Origin of the sequence: Kurthia gibsonii, assembly GCF_006539985.1 — a bacterium.
GTDB lineage: Bacteria > Bacillota > Bacilli > Bacillales_A > Planococcaceae > Kurthia > Kurthia gibsonii.
Map to the genome: position 1 here is coordinate 1 of NZ_BJOB01000037.1, position 22,288 is coordinate 22,288.

Annotated in this window: 20 protein-coding genes; 1 reads left to right on the plus strand and 19 read right to left on the minus strand. The window is 37.9% G+C overall.

Annotated features, from left to right (window positions below; translation table 11 throughout):
* Positions 1-102: 102 nt before the first annotated feature.
* From rpmE to KGI01_RS10605, 7 genes are all read right to left on the minus strand, one after another.
* The gene (gene rpmE / locus KGI01_RS10575; protein WP_068455929.1) at positions 103-303 is read right to left on the minus strand and encodes a 50S ribosomal protein L31; all 201 of its coding nucleotides are present in this window, start codon (positions 301-303) and stop codon (positions 103-105) included.
* A 205-nt stretch (positions 304-508) separates the two neighbouring features.
* Complete coding sequence (gene rho / locus KGI01_RS10580; RefSeq protein WP_141274664.1) at positions 509-1,792, minus strand: transcription termination factor Rho; 1,284 nt, start codon at positions 1,790-1,792, stop codon at positions 509-511.
* A 141-nt stretch (positions 1,793-1,933) separates the two neighbouring features.
* Entirely contained in the window at positions 1,934-2,902 is a 969-nt protein-coding gene (gene glpX, locus KGI01_RS10585) for a class II fructose-bisphosphatase (protein ID WP_068455935.1), read from the minus strand.
* Between the two features lie 110 nt (positions 2,903-3,012).
* Entirely contained in the window at positions 3,013-4,293 is a 1,281-nt protein-coding gene (locus KGI01_RS10590) for a UDP-N-acetylglucosamine 1-carboxyvinyltransferase (RefSeq protein ID WP_141274665.1), read from the minus strand.
* A 16-nt stretch (positions 4,294-4,309) separates the two neighbouring features.
* A complete protein-coding gene (fsa, locus tag KGI01_RS10595) occupies positions 4,310-4,957 on the minus strand; it encodes a fructose-6-phosphate aldolase (protein WP_141274666.1) in 648 nt (215 codons plus the stop codon).
* 96 nt (positions 4,958-5,053) lie between these two features.
* Positions 5,054-5,908, minus strand: a complete 855-nt coding sequence (locus tag KGI01_RS10600; protein ID WP_141274667.1) for a class II fructose-bisphosphate aldolase — start codon at positions 5,906-5,908, stop codon at positions 5,054-5,056.
* 94 nt (positions 5,909-6,002) lie between these two features.
* Positions 6,003-6,362: a response regulator gene (locus tag KGI01_RS10605; RefSeq protein ID WP_141274668.1), complete on the minus strand. Its 360-nt coding sequence runs from the start codon at positions 6,360-6,362 to the stop codon at positions 6,003-6,005.
* A 110-nt stretch (positions 6,363-6,472) separates the two neighbouring features.
* Here KGI01_RS10605 and KGI01_RS10610 point away from each other — a divergent pair, with 110 nt between their 5' ends.
* A complete protein-coding gene (locus tag KGI01_RS10610; RefSeq protein ID WP_141274669.1) occupies positions 6,473-6,991 on the plus strand; it encodes a DUF2529 family protein in 519 nt (172 codons plus the stop codon).
* A 50-nt stretch (positions 6,992-7,041) separates the two neighbouring features.
* Here KGI01_RS10610 and KGI01_RS10615 read toward each other — a convergent pair whose 3' ends face one another.
* The 12 genes from KGI01_RS10615 to KGI01_RS10665 form a co-directional block, all read right to left on the minus strand.
* Complete coding sequence (locus tag KGI01_RS10615; protein WP_141274670.1) at positions 7,042-7,710, minus strand: ABC transporter ATP-binding protein; 669 nt, start codon at positions 7,708-7,710, stop codon at positions 7,042-7,044.
* On the minus strand, positions 7,707-8,591 hold the full coding sequence (locus KGI01_RS10620; RefSeq protein WP_170214777.1) for an ABC transporter permease: 885 nt from the start codon (positions 8,589-8,591) through the stop codon (positions 7,707-7,709). Before KGI01_RS10620 ends, KGI01_RS10615 begins: the two co-directional genes overlap by 4 nt.
* Complete coding sequence (locus tag KGI01_RS10625) at positions 8,588-9,727, minus strand: ABC transporter permease (RefSeq protein WP_141274672.1); 1,140 nt, start codon at positions 9,725-9,727, stop codon at positions 8,588-8,590. Before KGI01_RS10625 ends, KGI01_RS10620 begins: the two co-directional genes overlap by 4 nt.
* An 18-nt stretch (positions 9,728-9,745) precedes the next feature.
* A complete protein-coding gene (locus tag KGI01_RS10630) occupies positions 9,746-11,215 on the minus strand; it encodes a DUF6583 family protein (protein ID WP_141274673.1) in 1,470 nt (489 codons plus the stop codon).
* A gap of 353 nt (positions 11,216-11,568) precedes the next feature.
* Entirely contained in the window at positions 11,569-13,161 is a 1,593-nt protein-coding gene (locus KGI01_RS10635; protein WP_141274674.1) for a CTP synthase, read from the minus strand.
* A 345-nt stretch (positions 13,162-13,506) separates the two neighbouring features.
* Complete coding sequence (rpoE, locus tag KGI01_RS10640; protein WP_141274675.1) at positions 13,507-14,073, minus strand: DNA-directed RNA polymerase subunit delta; 567 nt, start codon at positions 14,071-14,073, stop codon at positions 13,507-13,509.
* 76 nt (positions 14,074-14,149) lie between these two features.
* Positions 14,150-14,308 carry a hypothetical protein gene (locus KGI01_RS13890; RefSeq protein WP_165442706.1) on the minus strand — a complete coding sequence of 53 codons (159 nt, stop codon included), beginning with the start codon at positions 14,306-14,308 and terminating at the stop codon, positions 14,150-14,152.
* A gap of 124 nt (positions 14,309-14,432) precedes the next feature.
* Positions 14,433-17,663 (minus strand): fused isobutyryl-CoA mutase/GTPase IcmF, encoded by a 3,231-nt coding sequence (icmF, locus tag KGI01_RS10645; RefSeq protein WP_141274676.1) that lies wholly within the window; start codon positions 17,661-17,663, stop codon positions 14,433-14,435.
* Between the two features lie 101 nt (positions 17,664-17,764).
* On the minus strand, positions 17,765-18,901 hold the full coding sequence (locus KGI01_RS10650) for an acyl-CoA dehydrogenase (protein ID WP_121178205.1): 1,137 nt from the start codon (positions 18,899-18,901) through the stop codon (positions 17,765-17,767).
* A gap of 18 nt (positions 18,902-18,919) precedes the next feature.
* The gene (locus tag KGI01_RS10655) at positions 18,920-20,050 is read right to left on the minus strand and encodes an acyl-CoA dehydrogenase family protein (RefSeq protein ID WP_141274677.1); all 1,131 of its coding nucleotides are present in this window, start codon (positions 20,048-20,050) and stop codon (positions 18,920-18,922) included.
* A gap of 88 nt (positions 20,051-20,138) precedes the next feature.
* Positions 20,139-20,990, minus strand: a complete 852-nt coding sequence (locus KGI01_RS10660; RefSeq protein ID WP_141274678.1) for a 3-hydroxybutyryl-CoA dehydrogenase — start codon at positions 20,988-20,990, stop codon at positions 20,139-20,141.
* Between the two features lie 14 nt (positions 20,991-21,004).
* Positions 21,005-22,189 carry an acetyl-CoA C-acetyltransferase gene (locus KGI01_RS10665; protein ID WP_141274679.1) on the minus strand — a complete coding sequence of 395 codons (1,185 nt, stop codon included), beginning with the start codon at positions 22,187-22,189 and terminating at the stop codon, positions 21,005-21,007.
* Positions 22,190-22,288 lie beyond the last annotated feature (99 nt).

The window sequence follows — 22,288 nt, forward strand, 5'->3', positions numbered from 1 at the left end:
GGGACTATTCCGCGCGCGAATGGGAATCCACACCTATATAAAACGAAAAATACCTGCTAAGCGACGAAGCGCCTAGCAGGTATTTTAATAATTCGAGTTGAATTATTTAAGACCGTATTTTTTGTTGAAACGATCAACACGTCCATCAGCAGACGCGAATTTTTGACGGCCAGTGTAGAATGGGTGACATTCGTTGCAGAATTCGACAACGATGTTTTCTTTTACTGAACCAGTTTTGAAAGTGTTACCACAAGAGCAAGTTACTGTTGCTTCTTTGTAATCTGGGTGAATACCTTGTTTCATGTTTGTTTCTCCTCTCGCCCTGAACCATCTGGAACAGAGTAGTTAATATCAAACTGTTGCCTTACACGACCCAGAATCATCTGTCGCATATGCAACACGTAATGATTGCATCATGAATCAAATTATAACAAAGACCTTATTTGAATGCAATTTATTTTTCTTGATATGACATAAATAAAATGTTTTGAGCCTCTATTATGTAAGATTAAATAAGCCCTTTACCATTCGTTGCTTTTTTCATACTTGAATCAAGCTTTTCAAAAAATTCTTCGTTTGTTTTACATGTACGTAGTTTTTTCAAGAACTTCTCTGTAAAGTCAGGTGCATCCGCAAATGTTTTGCGAATTCCCCACAATTTATTCAATTGTTCTTTTGGAATGAGTAATTCTTCTTTTCTTGTTCCTGAACGACGAATATCAATCGCTGGGAAAATACGACGCTCTGCTAAATTTCGGTCTAAGTGCAATTCTAAGTTCCCTGTACCTTTGAACTCTTCATAAATCACTTCATCCATGCGTGAACCCGTATCAACTAAAGCAGTTGCTAAAATTGTTAGACTTCCGCCTTCTTCGATATTACGTGCAGCACCGAAGAATCGTTTTGGACGATGGAAGGCAGCTGGATCAATACCACCTGAAAGTGTACGTCCACTTGGCGGAATAACCAAGTTATAAGCACGTGCTAAACGTGTAATCGAGTCCATTAAAATAATGACATCACGTTTATGTTCCACAAGGCGCATCGCACGCTCTAATACTAATTCTGCTACCTTCACATGATTTTCAGGTAATTCATCGAATGTCGAGCTGACAACATCTGCTTGAACAGAACGCTCAATATCTGTTACTTCCTCAGGACGTTCATCAATTAATAAAACAATTAATTCAGCTTCAGGATACTTTTCTGTAATGGCATTCGCTATTTCTTTTAATAATAGCGTTTTACCTGCTTTTGGTGGCGCTACAATCAACCCACGTTGTCCAAAACCAACCGGTGCAACTAAATCCATAATTCGTGTTGATAATTTCGTTGGTGTTGTTTCTAGTTTGATTTGTCGATCAGGATATAGTGGTGTTAAAGCCGGAAAATGAACACGTTCTTTTGCAGTCTCAGGATTCTCACCATTTACTGCTTCTACGTGTAGTAAACCATAATAACGTTCATTTTCTTTTGGTGGACGCACTTTACCCGTTACTTTATCTCCATTACGTAAGCTAAAACGACGAATTTGAGATGCAGAGATATAAATATCTTCAGAACTTGGCGAATAGTTAATTGGACGTAAGAATCCAAAACCTTCTTGTGAGACGATTTCTAAAATTCCTTCCATGAAGAAGTAGCCTTCTTGTTCAGCTCTTGATTTTAAAATAGCAAAGATTAATTCTTTTTTCGTTAATTTACTATAATAAGATACTTTATACTCTTTTGCGAGCGCATAAAGATCCTTGAGTTTCATATCCTCAAGTTGTGAAATTGTTAATGCCGACATATTTATTCAACACCACTCTTATATTATTTTTTTATTTATTTTATATGCAATGCATAGGAATTTAAAAGAGATGTATAGAAAGAAAGGGCTCGACAGCTTGCGCTGCCGAGCAATTATATAAGTAGAATGAGAAAGTTTTGTTTAGTCTTCCATGTATAAGTTTGGTTTTTTCGTTAAACTATGGCGACCTTCTACAAAACGGACAGTACCAGATTTTGCACGCATTACAACTGATTCTGTTGTACAGTGTCCACCTTTGAACTGAACACCTTTTAGTAATTCGCCATCTGTTACACCTGTCGCTGCAAAGATTGCGTCATCACCTTTTACTAAATCATCCATGTATAAAACTGTGTTTACTTCAATTCCCATTTTTTCACAACGAGCGATTTCTTCATCGTTCGATGCAACTAAACGACCTTGGAATTCTCCGCCTAGACATTTTAATGCTACTGCTGCGATTACGCCTTCTGGTGCACCGCCTGTACCGAATAAAATATCTACACCTGTTTCATCAAATGCTGTATTAATAGCTGCTGCTACGTCGCCGTCATTAATGAATTTAATACGAGCTCCCGCTGCACGGATTTCGTCTACGATTGCTTGGTGTCGATCACGCTTTAACAACGTTGCTACAACATCCTCGATATGTTTGCCTTTTGCTTCTGCTACAGCTTTTAAGTTATCTGTTACAGACGCATTAATGTCGATTTTTCCAGCTGCTTCTGGTCCAACCGCAATTTTGTCCATATACATATCTGGTGCATGAAGTAGATTTCCTCTATCTGCAATTGCAAGTACTGTTAACGCATTACCGCTACCAGCTGCTACGATATTCGTACCTTCAAGTGGGTCTACTGCGATATCTACTTGTGGTCCATTTGGATCTGAACCTAATTTTTCACCGATGTATAGCATTGGCGCTTCGTCCATTTCACCTTCACCGATTACTACTACTGCGTCCATTGGAATTGAGTCGAATACTTGACGCATCGCTGTTGTTGCTGCATCATCTGCTTCGATTTTTAATCCTCGGCCCATCCATCTTGCTGATGCGATTGCCGCTGCTTCTGTTACACGTACTACTTCCATTGATAAACTGCGTTTCATCTTTTACTGTTCCTCCCGTTTGCCACTTTTTCTTAATAGTGGAATGGTTTAAACCAAATCTATTGTAGCACAGTGAGAAAATTATAGTGCTGTTTTCAACAAATTGTTCACTATTTTTCTTCTGTTACAACGGCACTTGTTAGTGTAACTTTATCAATAACAGCACCTAATCCACGCAATTTTCCAATGAGATCACTATAGCCTCTCTCAATATGATAAATATCGTGAATTTCTGTTTCACCTGAAGCGAGTAAACCTGCAATAACAAGCGCAGCACCTGCACGTAAATCAGTCGCTGTTACAGATGCGGCAGTCAAAGGTGTTGCTCCTTTAATAATTGATGAACGACCTTCTACTTGACCTGTAGCTCCCATACGCTTCAATTCTGCAATGTGTTTAAAACGCGCAGAGTACACTGTATCTGTTACAACAGATGTACCATGTGCTTGTGTTTGTAAAACGGAGAATGGTTGTTGTAAGTCTGTTGGGAAGCCTGGATAAACAAGTGTTTTAATATCTACTGATTTTAACTTTTCTACTTTTGGAATATGAATTTTTTCTTCATATTCTTGGACTTCTACGCCCATCTCACGTAATTTTGCTGTGATGGGTTCTAAGTGAAGTGGAATGACATTATCGATTGTAATTCCATCACCAATTGCTGCAGCCATAATCATATATGTACCTGCCTCAATACGATCTGGAATAATCGTGTGTTTTGTACCACTTAAACTTTCAACACCATCAATACGAATCACATTCGTGCCAGCACCTTTGATTTTTGCACCCATGCTTGTTAAAAGCGTAGCCACGTCAATAATCTCTGGTTCTTTGGCAGCATTTTCAATAATCGTTTGTCCTTTTGCAAGCACAGCGGCCAACATAATATTAATTGTTGCACCTACACTGCTTACATCTAGATAAATTTTTGCACCTTTTAATTCATCTGCACGCAGATAAATAGCGCCATGCTCATTTGTCACTTTTGCGCCAAGTGCTTCAAATCCTTTAATATGTTGGTCAATTGGACGTGGTCCTAAGTAACAACCACCTGGAAGTCCAATGACTGCTTGTTTAAAGCGACCTAACATCGCACCCATTAAATAATATGAAGCGCGTAGCTTTTTCACATTACCGTTTGGTAGCGGCATATCAATCATGGTCTCAGGATTAATTGACATCACGCCATCTTCAAATGTGACCTGTCCACCGATTTCTTCGAGTAAAGATTTCAATGTCCACACATCTAAAATTTCTGGTAAGCCTTCAATTGTTACTGGAGAACTAGCCAAAATCGATGCAGGGATTAAAGCGACAGCGCTATTTTTAGCGCCGCTCACTTTAATGGTTCCTTGCAGACGTTTTTGACCTTGAATTTTATAAACGTCCATTTAGAAATCTCCTTGCTTATTGATCTTTATTTGCCCAATCTTTCATAAATCCTTCAATGCCTTTGTTTGTTAATGGATGATTAAATAATTGTGCTAACACGTTATATGGTGTTGTCGCAATATGTGCGCCTGCTAATGCAGCTTGTGTTACATGTTGTGGGTGACGGATTGATGCTGCGATGATTTGAGAAGAAATTTCGTGGATGGCAAAGATTTCTGCGATTTCACGAATTAATTCTACACCATCTTGACCAATATCATCTAAACGTCCAATAAATGGTGATACATATGTTGCACCTGCGCGTGCAGCTAATAGAGCTTGGTTCGCAGAGAAAATAAGTGTTACATTTGTTTTAATGCCTTCTTTTGTTAAAGCTGAACAAGCTGTTAAACCAGCTGGTGTCATCGGTAATTTTACCGTGATGTTCGGGTGAATTTTTGAAAGTTCTAGACCTTCTTTAATCATACCTTCTGCATCAAGTGAGATTACTTCACCAGATACTGAACCATCAACTAGTTCTGCGATTTCTTTTAAACGATCGTGGAATGAGATATTTTTTTCTTTTGCTACAAGTGATGGATTTGTTGTTACACCTGCAATAATACCCCATGAATGTGCTTCTTTAATTTCATCAAAGTTTGCTGTATCAATAAAAAATTTCATTATGTTTTCCCCCTGAAAATATGACAAATGGAGAAGCATGAATTTTAAAAATCCACACTTCTCCTACATTATACTTCATATTAAATTGAATAGGAATTATGCTTTTTGTGAACTACCAAATTCACGCATTTTACCAATCACTGTTTTTTTGATTGCTTCACGTGCTGGACCTAAGAATTTACGTGGGTCGTAGACAACTTTATCGTTTTCTAAAATTTCACGTATTGCTTTTGTCGCAGCAATTTGGTTTTCTGTATTCACGTTAATTTTAGCTGTTCCTAATGAAATTGAACGTTGGATATCCTTAGTTGGAATTCCAGTACCACCATGTAATACTAATGGCAAATGCGTCAATTTAGAAATTTCTTCCATTTCTTTGAAACCTAAGTTTGGCTCACCTTTGTATGGTCCATGTACTGAACCAAGTGCTGGCGCAAGACAGTCAATATCTGTTGCTTCTACCATCTTACGGCATTCTTCAGGATCAGCGTACATGATACCACCGATTACGCCATCTTCGTCACCGCCAACAGTGCCTAATTCTGCTTCTACAGAAACACCTTTTGAATGGGCATATTCCACTACTTTATGTGTAATTTCAATATTTTCTTCAAATGGGTGGTGCGATGCATCGATCATTACAGACGTGAAACCTGCATCTACAGCTTCTTTACATTTTTCGAAGCTTGAGCCGTGGTCTAAATGAATGGCTACAGGCACAGTTGTACCGTAAGATTCCATTAACCCTTTAACCATGTGCACAACTGCTACAAAACCACCCATGTATTTACCGGCGCCTTCAGATACGCCTAAAATTACAGGTGATTTTTCTTCTTCTGCTGCTTGAAGAATTGCTTGTGTCCACTCTAAGTTGTTGATGTTAAATTGTCCTACTGCATACTTTTCTTCTTTTGCCTTGTTTAACATTTCTGTCATCGATACTAAAGCCATAATATAAAATCCTCCTTCAGGATGCGTGCCATATCAGTCAGCACATTGTATTATTATTTTATCAAAAAAAAATCCCTAATTCTACCTTGTCACCCTAATCTTCCAACAAATTATTGACGGTATTTTGCAATTCTTTAATATCAAATGGCTTTGTAAAGTAATGTGTAGCACCAAGTTCTTTTGCTTGATCTAATAAATCTTGCTCACCATAAGCTGTCATCATAATGATGGGCATCTTTTGACCTAACTTTTGCAAATGTTTTAAGATTTGAATACCATTGGCTCCAGGAATACGCATATCTAATAACATACAATCCATGATGATATTTTCTAAAAAACGAATCGCTTCCAAACCGTTTGCGGCTAAATAGGTTTCATAGCCGGATTTTTTAAATACTTCGTTTAATAAAAGGCGAATTCCTGCTTGGTCATCTACAATTAATATTTTCTTCATTTTTTTCTCCTAACAGCTCTACTTATATATTCCCCAAAATCTATGATTCAGTCCTATTTTTACATTCTATTTCAACCATATTATAATATATCTTATGAGGTGAAAAAAGAATGTTAAAAATGCTAACAACGCAGTTAAATGGTTTATTCCAAAGAATTAGCGGCTCGGAAGAAGAAGCAATTGAAGAGACAGCACGCCTTCTTGCACAAGCGACGTTTGGACATGGTCGCGTATTCTTTGTTTGTTATGATGAATTACATGCGATTGAGATGAATGCACTACATGCAGAGGAGAAGTTTACGAATTTACATGCATGGAATGATTCCATTACACTTACCGAGCAAGATCGTGTATGTATCTTTACACGTCATGCAGATCACCCTGAAGCACTTGCTTTTGCAAAAAAACTGTATGAACAATTCATTCCTTTCGGTGTCGTGACATCCGAAAAAGCAGAAGACGCTGGTGTAATGGCGGATTATGCCTATACGTATATCTCAATGGGCATTCGAAAAGGTTTACTACCGAATGACTTGGGTGAGCGTATTGTCGTACCGCATACACTCGCTGCCTCATTCATTTATGAAGCGATGAAAATTGCCTATGATGAAATGGTTGACGGGGAATAATTTAAATGAAGAAAGAGGCTTGGATGTAAATCCAGCCTCCTTTTTATTTACTATACTTTATTTGCTTCTATGAATGGCAAACCTTTTTCTTGCAAGACTTGTTTATAAAAAGGATCTTTTCCTATCGTGATAATGTGATCGGCTACTGCTTCTACTTCGTCTAAATGATGTGTCGTCATGACGATTGTACAAGTCGACTTTAATTGTCGAATGAGTGCTTGAATTTCATAACGTGATTTTAAATCAATTCCTACAGTTGGTTCATCTAAAATGAGAAACGTTGGCTGGTGTAATAAACCAATTAAAAGATTGGCTTTACGCTTCGTACCGCCCGAGAGTTTTGAAATAGGCTGATGTAAGTCGACTAGATGCAATTGCTCACAATAACGCTTAATTTGTTCGTCAGAGATAGCGCCCTTTTTTTGCTTTTTGAAAAATTGAATGTTTTGCTGTACCGTCAGATGATCCCAAAGCGCAATTTCTTGTGGTACAAAACCGATGATTTCATGTATTTGTTTCGAAGTGATCGGACTGTTTTGATATAAAATACGCCCTGTATTCAAGTGTTCAAGTCCCGCAAGAATATGCAGTAATGTTGACTTACCAGCACCATTTTCTCCGAGCAGAACGGTTACTTTTTGCTCTTCAAACATTAAGTTAAGATCGCGAAATAATGTCTTTTCACCAAATGATTTTGTAGCCTGTTCAATTGCGATCATATAATCCCTCCCATCAACTGTGTTCCAATATAAATGACACTATACACAATGGTCCAGAGCGTCGTCATCCAAAGCATGTGACTGGTCGTTCGAACAAAGAAGAAAAGCCATGCGAGTACGACTTGGCTCGGTACTAACCAGAGTAGGTTCACGATGAGTGGCGATTGTACTTGTAGAATCCAGACACTCATACTTCCGAGCATGTACACAAAGAGGAGTGCATATACGCTATGTCTATTAATTAACTTCAACCAAGCGAAGTGATATAACTTCAGTCGATTGAATACATTAAATTGTCGCATGCTTCGTAAAAAGATCACTTGTAAACTCAACAAGGAAATGAGCCCGCACATAAAGAATGTATTGAATAAACTTCCTATTGCCGTTCGTGTAGTAGATGTCGCTTTTTGAAGTTGATTTGTCGGTTCGTTCTTTTCATAGGCTTGTTCAATTTTCTCAATTGTCCCTTTGTTCTTCAGTTCATCTTTAATTATATATGGAATTTGCTGTTTATAGAGTGCCTGACTGATTAATTCTGTCGCAATGGACGCGACTAAACCATCTGCTTGCACAAGGTGAACTGTTCCTTTTGTACTTTGCGAAGCGAGATTTGCTGAGAAGTCTTTTGGAATGATGAGTGCCACGCTCGCTTCATTCAAACGAATTTTCTCAGTCGCTTCTTTTGCGTTTGATAATGCTTGAACAGCGATGTAATCCGATTGTTGAATTGACTTGATCCATTCTTTTGACTGTTTAGACTGGTCTTCATCTTGGATGAGTATGGGAATTTTAAATACTGGTTGTTGGCTTTTTTCAAATAAGAAAATAAGACAAACGACTGCGATACAAGTTAAACCATATAAAATCCATTGTTTTTTCATCGGTATTTCCTCCAAACTAACACGACACACCATATGAGAACAATACTGCTAATCTGTATATAAAAAACAGATGTAAAATCAGTAATGTAGTTTTCATGAAGTAAATCTAATATGCGCTGAAATACTTGGGCAAATAGATTTTCTTTCATATGCCACTGTTGTGTATAAAGTGTTGGAATAACTGCCCCCGAGAACACGAGTAGGTAGAGTAGGATAAGCCATTTTCCAATAGAGCAGCGAACCCATTCACATAGCGTAAACAAGATGAAAAGCGATAGAATATAACTCATTAATGCGATTATTATATAAACGCTATTATAGGTTTCGAATGCCGTAAATGGAACAATGCAGATTGTCATAATGATTGAAAAAAGAACTGTCACGATGGTCGCAAATAACCCTCTCGATAAAATCAAACGTTCTTGAACGAATGGGTAGAGGCGTAGACGTTGTTGTAGTGCTTGTGACGTATTCATATGCAATAATGTTGAAACCGTCCAATAGATAATCAAAATTGATAGGAAGTACGCACTTACGAGTACATACGTCGATAATTGATACGTCTTCACTTCTTCCACTTCAAATGCACCTTGACGGTCTAATCCCGTCACGAGTAAGCGAATCATCATCGAAACTAATTCTTCATCTGTCGCTTTTTTCTGGAATTCTGCGAAAGTTAGAATCCCACTCTCTGCTAACATCAAGCGACTATATACGGAATCAGCCAATTGTTGAATCACAATACTTTGAACGGATGTTTCATCATATGTATAAACGTGAATTGGTAATTCCCCATTTTTATAAAAAGCTTGTGTCATTCCTTTATTTAAAACAATATAGCCGTCAATCTTATGATTTTCTAAAGCTTTTGTTGCTTGTTCATTCGTAAAAGGTTTGAGCTTAAATTGATTTGAGAACTCTTCCCCTTTACCGACAACTTGTAAAATCATATTCGTTTCAGTTGTTTGGTCTTGGTCGACAATGCCAAGTTGTAAGATTGTCTCTTTTTGTTGATGGGTGTTGAACCATAAAAGCGCAGCTAAAATGAGTCCAATAAGCGCTAAAACATAGAGAAGCACATACCACTTTTTCAATAAAAAAGAGTGGTAAATGCCCATTAAGTTCATGATTGACATTTACACACTCCTCCTATTTTATAATCCGCCTAAACCCATAAATAACGAAGCAAATACGTTTGTTACTTCTTCACGTAATTTGATTACTTCATCTTCCGTCATGTCGTTCACATTTTTCGCATTTCGAACGTCTAGTTTAAGTGGTTCTTTTAATTTTGTTTTTGTATCTACAAATAGTTTAATATTTTCACCTTGTACATCAAAAGCAACTGTTCCTTTTGAGTCTTGGCTATTATTCTTCACATCTGTTGTCATCTCTTGATCGTACGTAATTTTGAATGGATCTTCATCTGGCGCTGTAAAGTTCAGAGCCATCGCATTCGTACGCTTCTTACCATCAACTTTTTCATCATTTGTCAGTTGAATTTCAAACATCGGTGTATCTTGTTCTGATAACTTAATTGTGTAGTCATCTTTAAAGTCTTTTGAACCTGTTGATGAACCTTCAATTGTGAATGTACCTGTTTGTTCTTTGTCTGTTCCAACAACTTTTAATTGTACGTCTTTGTCTACTTTTGTATCAGCGACAATGTGTAATTTTTCTTCATCAATACCGATTACGACATCACGTTTTAAGATTGTTTTACCATCGACATAGATTGTTGACTTAATCGTTGGGAAATCAGCTGCTTTTGTTTCTTTTAAACTTTTTAAAACTGTCTCTAACTCTTTTTTCACATTAATTGTTGCATCTGATTGCTTTAATAGCTTTTGTAAATCTTTATCATTCGATGCTTCTTCCACAACTGCAATTGTTAAATTCTTCACATCTGTATTTTTCATGTCTAATGTAATTGTATCAAGCTTTTGCTTTTTACCGAATACGTCGACTTCTTCGCTACCTTTTTTGAATAAGTCATCATTTAATTGATTGATTGTGAATTTCATATAACGATTCACTAAATCATTCAGCTCATCTTGTGAAATTGGTGTACTCATGATGCTGTTTAGGTTTAATGTATCATTCGTTAAACCATCTTCAGTACTCATTTTTTCCCCTGTTAACTTTTCAAGTCCTTCAATAAATTGATCATTATTGAATTGTATCGGGTTCTTTAGAATTGGTCCTTGTAAATATTGATATTTAGCGTCTGCACTCCAAACGAAGGCATCCATCTTGCTATCTCCAATTGTCGGATTAATCGCCAATTGAGATGCACTGTTTTTTGGATCATGTGCTGCACTTAATTCAATTTTAGATGATTTGATTAAATCTGTTGGAATGCCAAATTCACTTGTAAGTGTTTCTGGTAATTCTGCACCTATTGTAATACTCGATTTGTAAGACTCATTTGGCATTTTATTTGATAACGCCATTTCATCTTTGTATCGCTCAGAAAGATAATTACTTACATCTTCATAACTTTTCTTTTCACTTAATAAATATTTATTCTTTGGCGTATTTGTAAAATAGTAATATACGCCAAAACCACCAGCTGCAACTAGTACGACTAACGCAACGACGATGGCGATTGCTTTTTTTGTCAAAATTTCCACCTCACATTTTTAATATACTCATCATACCTAATATCCCTTTTTTTAGAAATAGATTTTATCGTAAATATAGAATTTTATTACTTAAACGAGCATTTTCATACTTAAAATATCTTTTAATGCACAATCTTATTTTCTCTATACCCTTATTTTGAAATTAAATGTTTTAATTTTAATGTTTTTTTGATTGAGATATTTCTCCCGCTAAAATAGTGTCCTGAACAAAATATGTATGTGTCTTTTTAGAGTTCGAAACGAAAAGCCAGAACCGTGCTACAACACGATTTCGGCTTTTCTTATGCTCATATAAGATTTACGCTTATATCCTAACAACTATTTCTTCATCATTATTTCATTGTTGCGCCAATAAAGTCGCGGAATAAAGGTTGTGGACGTTGTGGACGTGAGATAAATTCTGGGTGGAATTGTGCTGCCACGAAGAATTTCTTCTCAGGTAATTCTAAAATTTCTACTAGTCGACCATCTGGTGATAAACCTGAGAATACAAGACCTGCTGCTTCCATCGCTTCACGATACGCATTGTTAAATTCATAGCGGTGACGATGACGTTCATATACTAACGACTCTCCGTAGATTGCTTCTGCTCGTGAACCTTCTTTTAATTTACATGGATATAAACCAAGACGTAATGTACCGCCTAAATCTTCTACATCTTCTTGGTCTGGTAATAAGTCAATAATTGGATGTGCTGTATCTGCATCTAATTCAGCAGAATGCGCACCATCTAACCCTAAAACATTACGTGCAAATTCAACAGCTGCCATTTGCATACCTAAACAAATACCTAAGAATGGTACATCATTCTCACGTGCATATTTAATCGCTTCAATCTTACCTTCTACACCGCGATCTCCAAAACCACCCGGTACAAGAATACCATCAACTTTTGATAATAAAGATGCTACATTTTCAGCATTTACATCTTCTGCATTAATCCACTGAATGTTAATGTCAGCATCATGTGCATAACCAGCATGTTTTAATGCCTCTGCTACTGAAATATAAGCATCTTGTAATTCGACATACTTACCGACTAATGCCACTGTTGTTGTTTTAGATAGATTTTTCACACGATTAACTAAAGCTGTCCATTCCATCATATCTGCTGCTGGCGCTTCCATACCAAAATGGTCTAATACAATGCCATCTAAATTTTGTTCTAATAGTGCTAGTGGAATATCATATAGGCTTTCTGCATCTACACACTCTACTACTTCATGTGCATGTACATCACAAAATAGCGCAATTTTTTCTTTCATACTTTGTGGAACAGAACGATCTGAACGTACAACTAAAATATTTGGTTGAATACCTAATGAACGTAACTCTTTTACAGAGTGCTGTGTTGGTTTTGTTTTTAATTCTCCTGAAGCTGCGATATACGGTACTAATGTACAGTGTAAATACAATACATTTTCACTACCTAAATCACGTTTTAACTGACGAATCGCTTCTAAGAATGGTAATGATTCGATATCACCTACTGTGCCGCCAATCTCTGTAATGACAATATCTGCATTCGTTTCGCGACCTGCACGTTGAATACGGTCTTTAATTTCATTTGTGATATGCGGAATAACTTGCACTGTTCCACCTTCATAATCACCGCGACGCTCTTTTTTCAACACAGTTGCATAGACACGACCTGACGTAACAGTCGAATGTTTACCAAGGTTAATATCAATAAAACGTTCATAGTGACCTAAGTCTAAATCTGTTTCTGCACCATCATCCGTTACGAATACCTCACCATGTTGATACGGACTCATTGTGCCTGGGTCGATGTTGATGTAAGGATCAAATTTTTGTGTAGTTACTTCTAAACCTCGATTTTTTAATAAACGACCGAGTGATGCTGCTGTGATCCCTTTACCCAAAGACGATACGACGCCACCTGTTACGAAAATATATTTAGTCAAATTGACTACCTCCTTAGTAATGTGATTCCAATCATTTTGTAAAATAAAAAAACGCCCCCATCCTGCAATTTTGCAGGGGGAGCGTCGTATTTACACGGTCAATCTCCTTTTTAAGGGAGCCCAAATAAAAGAGTATTACTTTTGCAGTTGTAAGTCAAGAATTTTATCGTTATGACGTAAAAGTGCTATTTTAGGAAGGGCTTTCATTCCTTTTGTACCGTATTTCGCTGACAGAAAAAATTTTTAAAGATGATAATTTTTTTCGGAAAGTTGCTTTTTTTATCAATTCATATAGAAAAAAAGTACGAATTCCTTATAAGAAATTCGCACTTTTTTAAAACGAGATTATTTAAAACCTTCTTCTTCCTCGTCTTCTTCTAAATCATCTTCATCTTCATCTTCATCTAAATCAATTTCGATGTCGATTTCTAATTCTTCTTCGTCTTCTTCTAAATCTTTATCTTCATCAATGACATCTAGAACTGCTAAATCGTCATCATCTTCGTCATCGTCATCATCATATGCGTCGAATTCTTCAACTAAGTCTAAGTCGATTTCGATTTCTTCATCATCTAATAATAAATCGTCATTTAATAATGCCGCTTTTACTTTTTTCTTATGTGTTTTAACAGTTGGTGCAATCTCTTCTTCTACTTGATCAATTGCATACCATTCTCTTAAGCCCCAACGATTTTCAGCTAATACCATGAAGCGTCCATCGATGTTCATATCTGTGTAGAATTGGTTTAAATACGCATCCATTTGTTCTGGTGTACGTGCATTTAATTTTTCAAGTTCTGCAATGATTTCTGTGAAAGCAAGTGGTTGCTTTTGTTCAGTTAATAAGCCATAAGCTAGGTTGACTAGCGATTCTTCTAATAATTCTTCTTCAGTTAATTCACGAAGGTTCAATTCGTGCACGTCCTTTCCTAAATACATAAAGTATGATGTTACTATTATAAACGCAGTGTACTACATTGTACCACAATCATTTAGTTGTTTTGTTGACTTTTATGCGCGTGTAAACAATATAGAATAAATAAAATGAGAGCAATAAGATTGGAATTGCGCCCAGTTGCTTATTATACATGAAATAAGTCGCAATCAATAGTCCTATTAAAATGATACCTGGAACGAATTTCTTCATCAATTTAACGCTCCTTAAAAAAACTCTTTACCTGTCATTATACAAAAAAATAATGATTTTGTCCTTATACAAAAGAAAGCACCTCTTTTGTATCGAAATACGCAAGAGGTGTCGTGTCATTCTACTACATATTACGACGGTATTGTCCGCCCACTTCATATAATGCATTTGTAATCTGCCCTAGACTCGCATAACGAACTGTTTCCATTAACTGCTCGAAAATATTGCCATTTGTTTTCGCAACATGCTTTAATTTTTTAAGTTGTTCTTCTGCTTCATTACGATGTTTTTCTTGGAAAGTGCGTAGATTTTTTAATTGTAACTCTTTTTCTTCTTTCGTTGCACGTGCTACTTCCATTGAATCAATCGATTCGTCTGACTCTTCATTTGGATTCAAGTACGTATTCACACCGATAATCGGTAATTCACCTGAATGTTTTAGATGTTCATATAACATGGATTCTTCTTGAATTTTACCACGTTGATACTGTGTTTCCATCGCACCAAGTACACCACCACGGTCGTTAATACGATCGAATTCTTCTAGTACAGCTTGTTCGACTAAATCCGTTAATTCTTCAATGATGAATGAACCTTGTAATGGATTTTCATTCTTCGCTAAGCCATACTCTTTTGTAATAATCATCTGAATCGCCATCGCACGACGTACAGAACCTTCTGTTGGTGTTGTAATCGCTTCGTCATATGCATTTGTATGCAGCGAGTTACAGTTATCTTGTAGCGCCATTAATGCTTGTAGTGTTGTACGGATATCGTTAAAGTTAATCTCTTGCGCATGTAAGCTTCGTCCAGACGTTTGAACATGATATTTCAACTTTTGACTACGCTCATTTGCACCGTACTTATTACGCATTGCTGTCGCCCAAATACGACGTGCAACACGACCAATCACCGTATATTCTGGATCTAAACCATTCGAAAAGAAGAACGATAGGTTCGGTGCAAAATCATCAATATGCATACCTCGACTTAAATAGTACTCAACATATGTGAAACCATTTGCCAGCGTGAATGCTAATTGTGAAATTGGATTTGCGCCCGCTTCTGCAATATGATAGCCAGAAATCGATACAGAATAGTAGTTGCGAACTTTATGGTCGATGAAGTACTGCTGAATGTCACCCATCATACGTAGCGCAAATTCCGTAGAGAAGATACATGTATTTTGCCCTTGATCTTCTTTTAGAATATCTGCTTGAACCGTCCCACGCACAACATTCAACGTATGTTCTTTCGTCTCCGTAAATTCTTCGACTGTCAGTGTTCTGCCTAACTCTTCTTCACGCTTTTGCACTTGTTGATCGATTGCTGCATTCATAAACATCGCTAAAATAATCGGTGCTGGTCCGTTAATCGTCATCGACACCGATGTAGATGGTGCGCATAAATCGAATCCATCATAGAGTTTTTTCATATCATCTAATGTACAAATACTCACGCCAGATTCCCCAACCTTACCATAAATATCAGGACGTTCTGCTGGATCTTCACCGTATAATGTTACGGAGTCAAAAGCTGTTGATAAACGTTTGGCATCATCATCTTTTGATACATAGTGGAAACGACGATTCGTACGTTCCGGTGTTCCCTCTCCAGCAAATTGACGCTTTGGATCTTCACCTTCACGTTTGAACGGGAATACACCTGCTGTGAATGGGAACTGTCCTGGAACATTTTCACGATAGACAAAGTTTAAAATCTCACCGTAGTCTTTATACTTTGGTAAGGCTACTTTCGGAATTTTTGTACCTGATAAACTTTCTGTGCGTAGAATTGTGCGAATTTCTTTGTCACGTACTTTTGTTACATATTCATCCCCTGAATAATCCATTTTTAACTGCTCCCAGTTTCGTAAAATCGTACGTGATTCAGCTGTTAGTTGTTCTTCTGTTTGGAAAGCTAATTGCTCTAAAACTTGGATTGTCGCCTCATCTCCACCATTTGCTTTCACTGCTTCATTTGCGCCATGTAATGTGAATAATCGACGTGCGATATCTACTTGTTCTGCTGCTGTTTTATGATAGTTACGCACCGTATCTGAAATCTCTCGTAAATAATAACGACGGTCATTTGGAATAATGACATTTTGTTTTTGTGTCTTAACGAATTCTTCATAGCTTGTTTGCCAATCTAAATCCATCTTCTCATTAAATGTACGAATAAGTGCCGCAAATAATGCGTTTGTACCTTTATCGTTAAATTGACTCGCAATTGTACCGTAAACAGGCATGTGATCAATTGGCTCATCAAAACGCATATGACTACGCTGATACTGCTTTTGCACTTGGCGTAGTGCATCTTCTGAACCTTTACGTTCAAATTTATTAATAACGATTAAGTCGGCATAGTCAATCATATCAATCTTTTCAAGTTGTGTTGGCGCACCAAACTCACTTGTCATGACGTACATTGCGACATCTGAAATCGTCGTAATTTCATTATCACCCTGTCCAATACCAGATGTTTCAATGATGATTAAATCGAACCCAGCGACTTTCACAACATCAAGTACATCACGAATAGCATGCGATAGTTCTGTACGTGAATCACGTGTCGCAAGCGAACGCATATAGATGCGCTGGTCGAAAATCGCATTCATACGAATACGGTCACCAAGTAGCGCACCACCCGTTTTTTGCTTCGTTGGGTCAATTGACAAAATCGCAATTTTTTTATCTGGGAATTCAGAAAGGAAACGACGAATTAATTCATCTGTTAATGAACTTTTCCCTGCACCACCTGTTCCTGTAATCCCTAAAACAGGTGTATGTTTTGAAGCCTTTCTCGCCTGCTCTAAAAAGGCTTCATTTGCGCCATTTTCTGCATACGTGATTAACTTCGCAAGTGTCGGTACATTCTCAGTTGTAACTTCTGGTATTAAATCGATGACATCATCTTCTGGTAATGGCTTGTCAGAATCATTAATCATCTTTGCCACCATGCCATCTAGTCCAAGACGGCGGCCATCTTCTGGCGAGAATAATCCTGCAACACCATATGCATGTAAATCTTTTAATTCGGCTGGGAGAATAACACCTCCACCGCCGCCCCAAATTTTAATGTGTGGTGCGCCCTTCTCTTTGAGTAAATCGTACATGTATTTAAAGTACTCGACATGTCCACCTTGATAAGAAGATACTGCTACACCATGTGCATCTTCTTGAATCGCTGCATTGACGACTTCTTCTACAGAACGGTTATGCCCAAGATGAATAACCTCTGCACCCTGTGCTTGTAAAATACGACGCATAATATTAACGGACACATCATGTCCATCAAATAAACTTGATGCCGTTACAAAACGAACTGGACTTTTACTTTTCACTTTTCCCATTCTATGACCTCCCCTTATATAAAAGAAGGGCAGTAGAGATTGATGCTTGTTCAATTTCTACCACCCACTATAAATGCCCCAACATCATACAGTTTGCTTCATTATTTTTGTAGCATACGTGAAATAACCATACGCTGAATTTCTTGTGTACCTTCATAAATTTGTGTGATTTTCGCATCGCGCATGAAGCGTTCTACTGGATAGTCTTTCGTATAACCATAACCACCAAATACTTGTACAGCATCTGTTGTTACTTTCATCGCCGTATCACCAGCCATGAGTTTCGCCATTGCAGATGCTTTACCATATGGTAGACCTTCTCCTTCTAACCACGCTGCTTGATATGTTAAAAGACGTGATGCTTCTGTTGCTGTCGCCATATCTGCTAGTGTAAAACCGACACCTTGATTTTCAATGATTGGCTTACCGAATTGAACACGCTCACTTGCATATGCAACTGCCGCATCTAGTGCGCCTTGTGCAATACCAACTGCCTGTGCTGCAATTCCGTTACGACCACCATCTAATGTCTTCATCGCAATTTTAAAACCATCACCAACTTCACCTAAGATATTCTCTTTTGGAACGCGGCAGTTTTCAAAAATAATCTCCGTTGTTGGTGAAGAACGAATCCCCATCTTATCTTCTTTCTTCCCAACAGAGAATCCTTCAAAGTCAGATTCTACGATGAATGCTGTCGTACTACGACGGTCATTCGGGTCCGTTAATGCAAATACAACATAAATATCAGCTAAACCACCATTTGTAATGAAAATTTTCGAGCCATTAATGATGTAATGGTCACCGTCTTCTTTCGCAACAGTTTTCATACCCCCTGCATCCGAACCAGAAGAAGGTTCTGTTAAACCATAAGCACCAATCTTCTTACCTTCTGCCATCGGGCGTAAGTATTTTTGCTTTTGTTCTTCTGTACCGAATTTATAAAGCGGCCAACCTGCTAAAGACGTATGAGCGGAAATTGTGACACCCACTGAAGCATCTACACGCGATAATTCTTCTACAACGATACAGTACGCTAAATAATCCATTCCTGCGCCGCCGTATTCTTCTGGCCACGGAACACCTGTTAAACCAAGTTCAGCCATTTGTTCGAAATGCGTACGATCAAATCGTGCTTCTTCATCACGCTCTGCTGCTGAAGGTGCGATTACTTCCTCTGCAAAATCACGAACCATTTTCTTTAACATCTCATGTTCTTCTGATAATTTAAATTGCATATTCATTTCCTCCCGATTTTAAAGTTCTTTTGAAATAACTAAACGTTGAATTTCACTCGTACCTTCATAAATCTCTGTTACTTTGGCGTCGCGGAAATAGCGTTCCACAGGATATTCTTTTGAATAACCATAGCCTCCGTAAACTTGGATAGCTTCAGTTGCTACTTCAACTGCAATTTTCGAAGCAAATAATTTCGCCATTGAAGCTTCTTTTTTACAGTTTTCACCACGTTCGTATAATGCTGCTGCACTATAAACTAGTTGTTTCGCAGCTTCTACAGATGTCGCCATATCAGCTAATTTGAATGCAATTCCTTGATGTTTAATAATCGGCTGATTAAATTGTTGTCGCTCTTTCGCATAACCAATCGCCGCTTCAAGTGCTGCTTCTGCAATCCCTAAAGCCTGTGCTGCAATCCCAATTCGTCCAACATTTAAGTTTGCCATCGCGATTGTAAAGCCTTCGCCTAGTTGACCTAGTATATTTTCTTCTGGAACAAATAAGTTTTCGAATGTCAGTTGTACCGTACTTGAACCATGCAGCCCCATCTTCTCCTCATTTTTACCAATTACAAGTCCTTCCATCGTGCGCTCCACAATAAAGGCTGTAATTCCTTTTGTCTTTTGAGTTGAATCTGTTACTGCAAATACGATATAGACATCTGCATAACCACCATTTGTAATGAATACTTTTGAACCGTTTAGTTCGTAGCCACCTTCTACTTTTTTTGCAGAAGTTTTAATAGAAGCCGCATCTGAACCTGCTGCTGGCTCTGTTAAACAAAACGATCCTAAATATTCACCACTCGCTAATTTTGGAACGTACTTTTCAATTTGTGTGTCTGTACCAAATTTTAAAATTGGATTCGTTGCAACCGATGTATGCACCGATAAAATAACGCCTACTGTTCCACTTACTTTAGATAATTCATGAATTGCCAAAATATAAGAGATAAAGTCCATATCCGAACCACCATACTTTTCAGGTGTCGTCATCCCCATTAGCCCTAATTCGCCCATCTTCGTTAAAACGGCTGTTGGAAATTCATCTTTTTCCATATTCGGTACAAATGCCGCAACCTCCGTTTGTGCAAAATTGCGGACCATTTTTTGTAGCATTGCTTGTTCTTCTGTTAATTGGATCGCCATAATAGAACTCTCCCTCCATATTTTTTCAAGTCGTTCTGTTCATGGCTTGAATCTGGTTCCCCAAACATCTCTAGATGATGATGGTTTCTTATTCGTACACATAAAAGCCGCGACCGCTCTTCTTACCATACCAACCTGCTGCTACATATTTACGCAGTAGCGGACATGGGCGGTACTTACTATCTCCAAATCCTTCATACAATGTTTCCATAATATAAAGACATGTATCTAAACCGATAAAATCAGCAAGTGTTAATGGCCCCATTGGGTGATTCATCCCCATTTTCATCACGTCATCAATGGCCTCTACACTAGCAACTCCTTCATACAATGTGTAAATCGCTTCGTTAATCATCGGCATTAAAATACGATTCGCAACGAAACCAGGATAGTCATTTACTTCTACAGGTGTCTTTTTCAGTGCATGCGTTAATGTTTCAATCGTTTCATACACTTCATCTTTTGTAGCAAGTCCGCGAATAATTTCAACTAACTTCATCACTGGAACAGGATTCATAAAGTGCATGCCAATCACTTGCTCTGGTCGCTTAGTTACAGCTGCAAGCTCTGTAATTGGTAATGACGACGTGTTTGTTGCGAGAATCGCATGTTCTGGTGCTAACGCATCTAATTCTTTGAAAATGAATTGCTTAATCGCCATATTTTCTGTTGCAGCTTCAATGGCTAAATCAATTTCCTTTGCGCGTTCCATTGATGTTTCAAGTGAAAAACGAGATAAGATTGTATCTTTTTCTTCAATAGTAATGCGCTCTTTTGATACGTTCTTTTCTAAGTTTTTCGTGATACGTGCAATACCTGCTTGTAACGATTGTTCTGATGTATCACAAAGAAGAACTTCATACCCTGCTGTTGCACAAACTTCAGCAATCCCAGCACCCATCTGCCCTGCACCAATGACCATAATTTTGTTGATTTCCATCTCTCGCTTCCCCCTTATACTTCAATCATAATCGCGTCGCCTTGACCGCCACCTGAACAAATTGCCGCAATTCCAATGCCACCGCCACGACGTTTTAGCTCATGTGCTAATGTAAGAACAATTCGAGCACCTGATGCACCGATTGGATGTCCAAGAGCTACTGCTCCACCATTTACATTAATTTTTTCTTCATCTAAACCTGCAATTTGCTTACTCGCTAAAGCTACAACTGCAAAAGCTTCATTGATTTCGAATAAATCAATTTCATCTACGGATTTCCCTGTTTTTTCGAGTAATTTTTCAATAACTAACCCTGGTGTTTGCGGGAAATCTGCTGGTTCTACGCCAACTTCAGCGTGACCAATGATTTTCGCAAGTGGTGTTAAACCACGCTTGTTTGCTTCTTCTTCATTCATCACAACAACTGCACATGCACCGTCATTAATACCAGGTGCATTCCCTGCTGTTACCGTTCCGTCTTTACCGAATGCTGGTTTTAAATTCGCTAATACTTCTACTGTAGTTCCTTTACGCGGTGCCTCATCCACACGAATGACAAGGTCTTCACCTTTTCGTTGTGGTACAACGACGTCTACAATTTCTTGTTCAAATACACCATTTTCAATTGAAGCCACTGCACGTTCTTGACTGCGTGCTGCAAAACGATCTTGTTCTTCTCTTGAAATATTTAATTCTGCAGCTGTTTTATTCCCGTAAGTTCCCATATGAACATGCGCTGGGTCAAAAGCACAAGATAGACCATCATAAACCATACCATCCACTAACGTAGCATTATTCATACGTAAGCCAAAGCGTGCATTTGGCACATAATACGGTGCATTCGACATAGATTCCATCCCACCTGCTACGATGACGTTCTCATCACCTAAACGAATGAGCTGATCTGCCAATGTAATACTACGTAAACCAGAGGCACATACTTTATTAATCGTTTCTGTTTTTACCGACCAAGGAATACCTGCTTTTGCTGCTGCTTGTCTTGATGGAATTTGTCCTTGCCCTGCTTGTAATACATTTCCCATAATGACTTGATCGATTTCTTCAGGAGCTAAGTGAATTTCCTCTAAAGCACCTTTAATCGCAATGCCGCCTAAATCACTTGCGGATAATGAACTTAAAGAGCCTCCAAACTTGCCAAAAGCTGTTCGAGCACCGCTAACAATAACTGATTGATTCATGTTCATAACCTCTCTCTTTTTAAGTATGCGCTTTCAAGTTCTTTTCATAAAAAAGAGAGTGGGAATTTCCGCACTCTCTTGTAAAACCTACGAATAAAA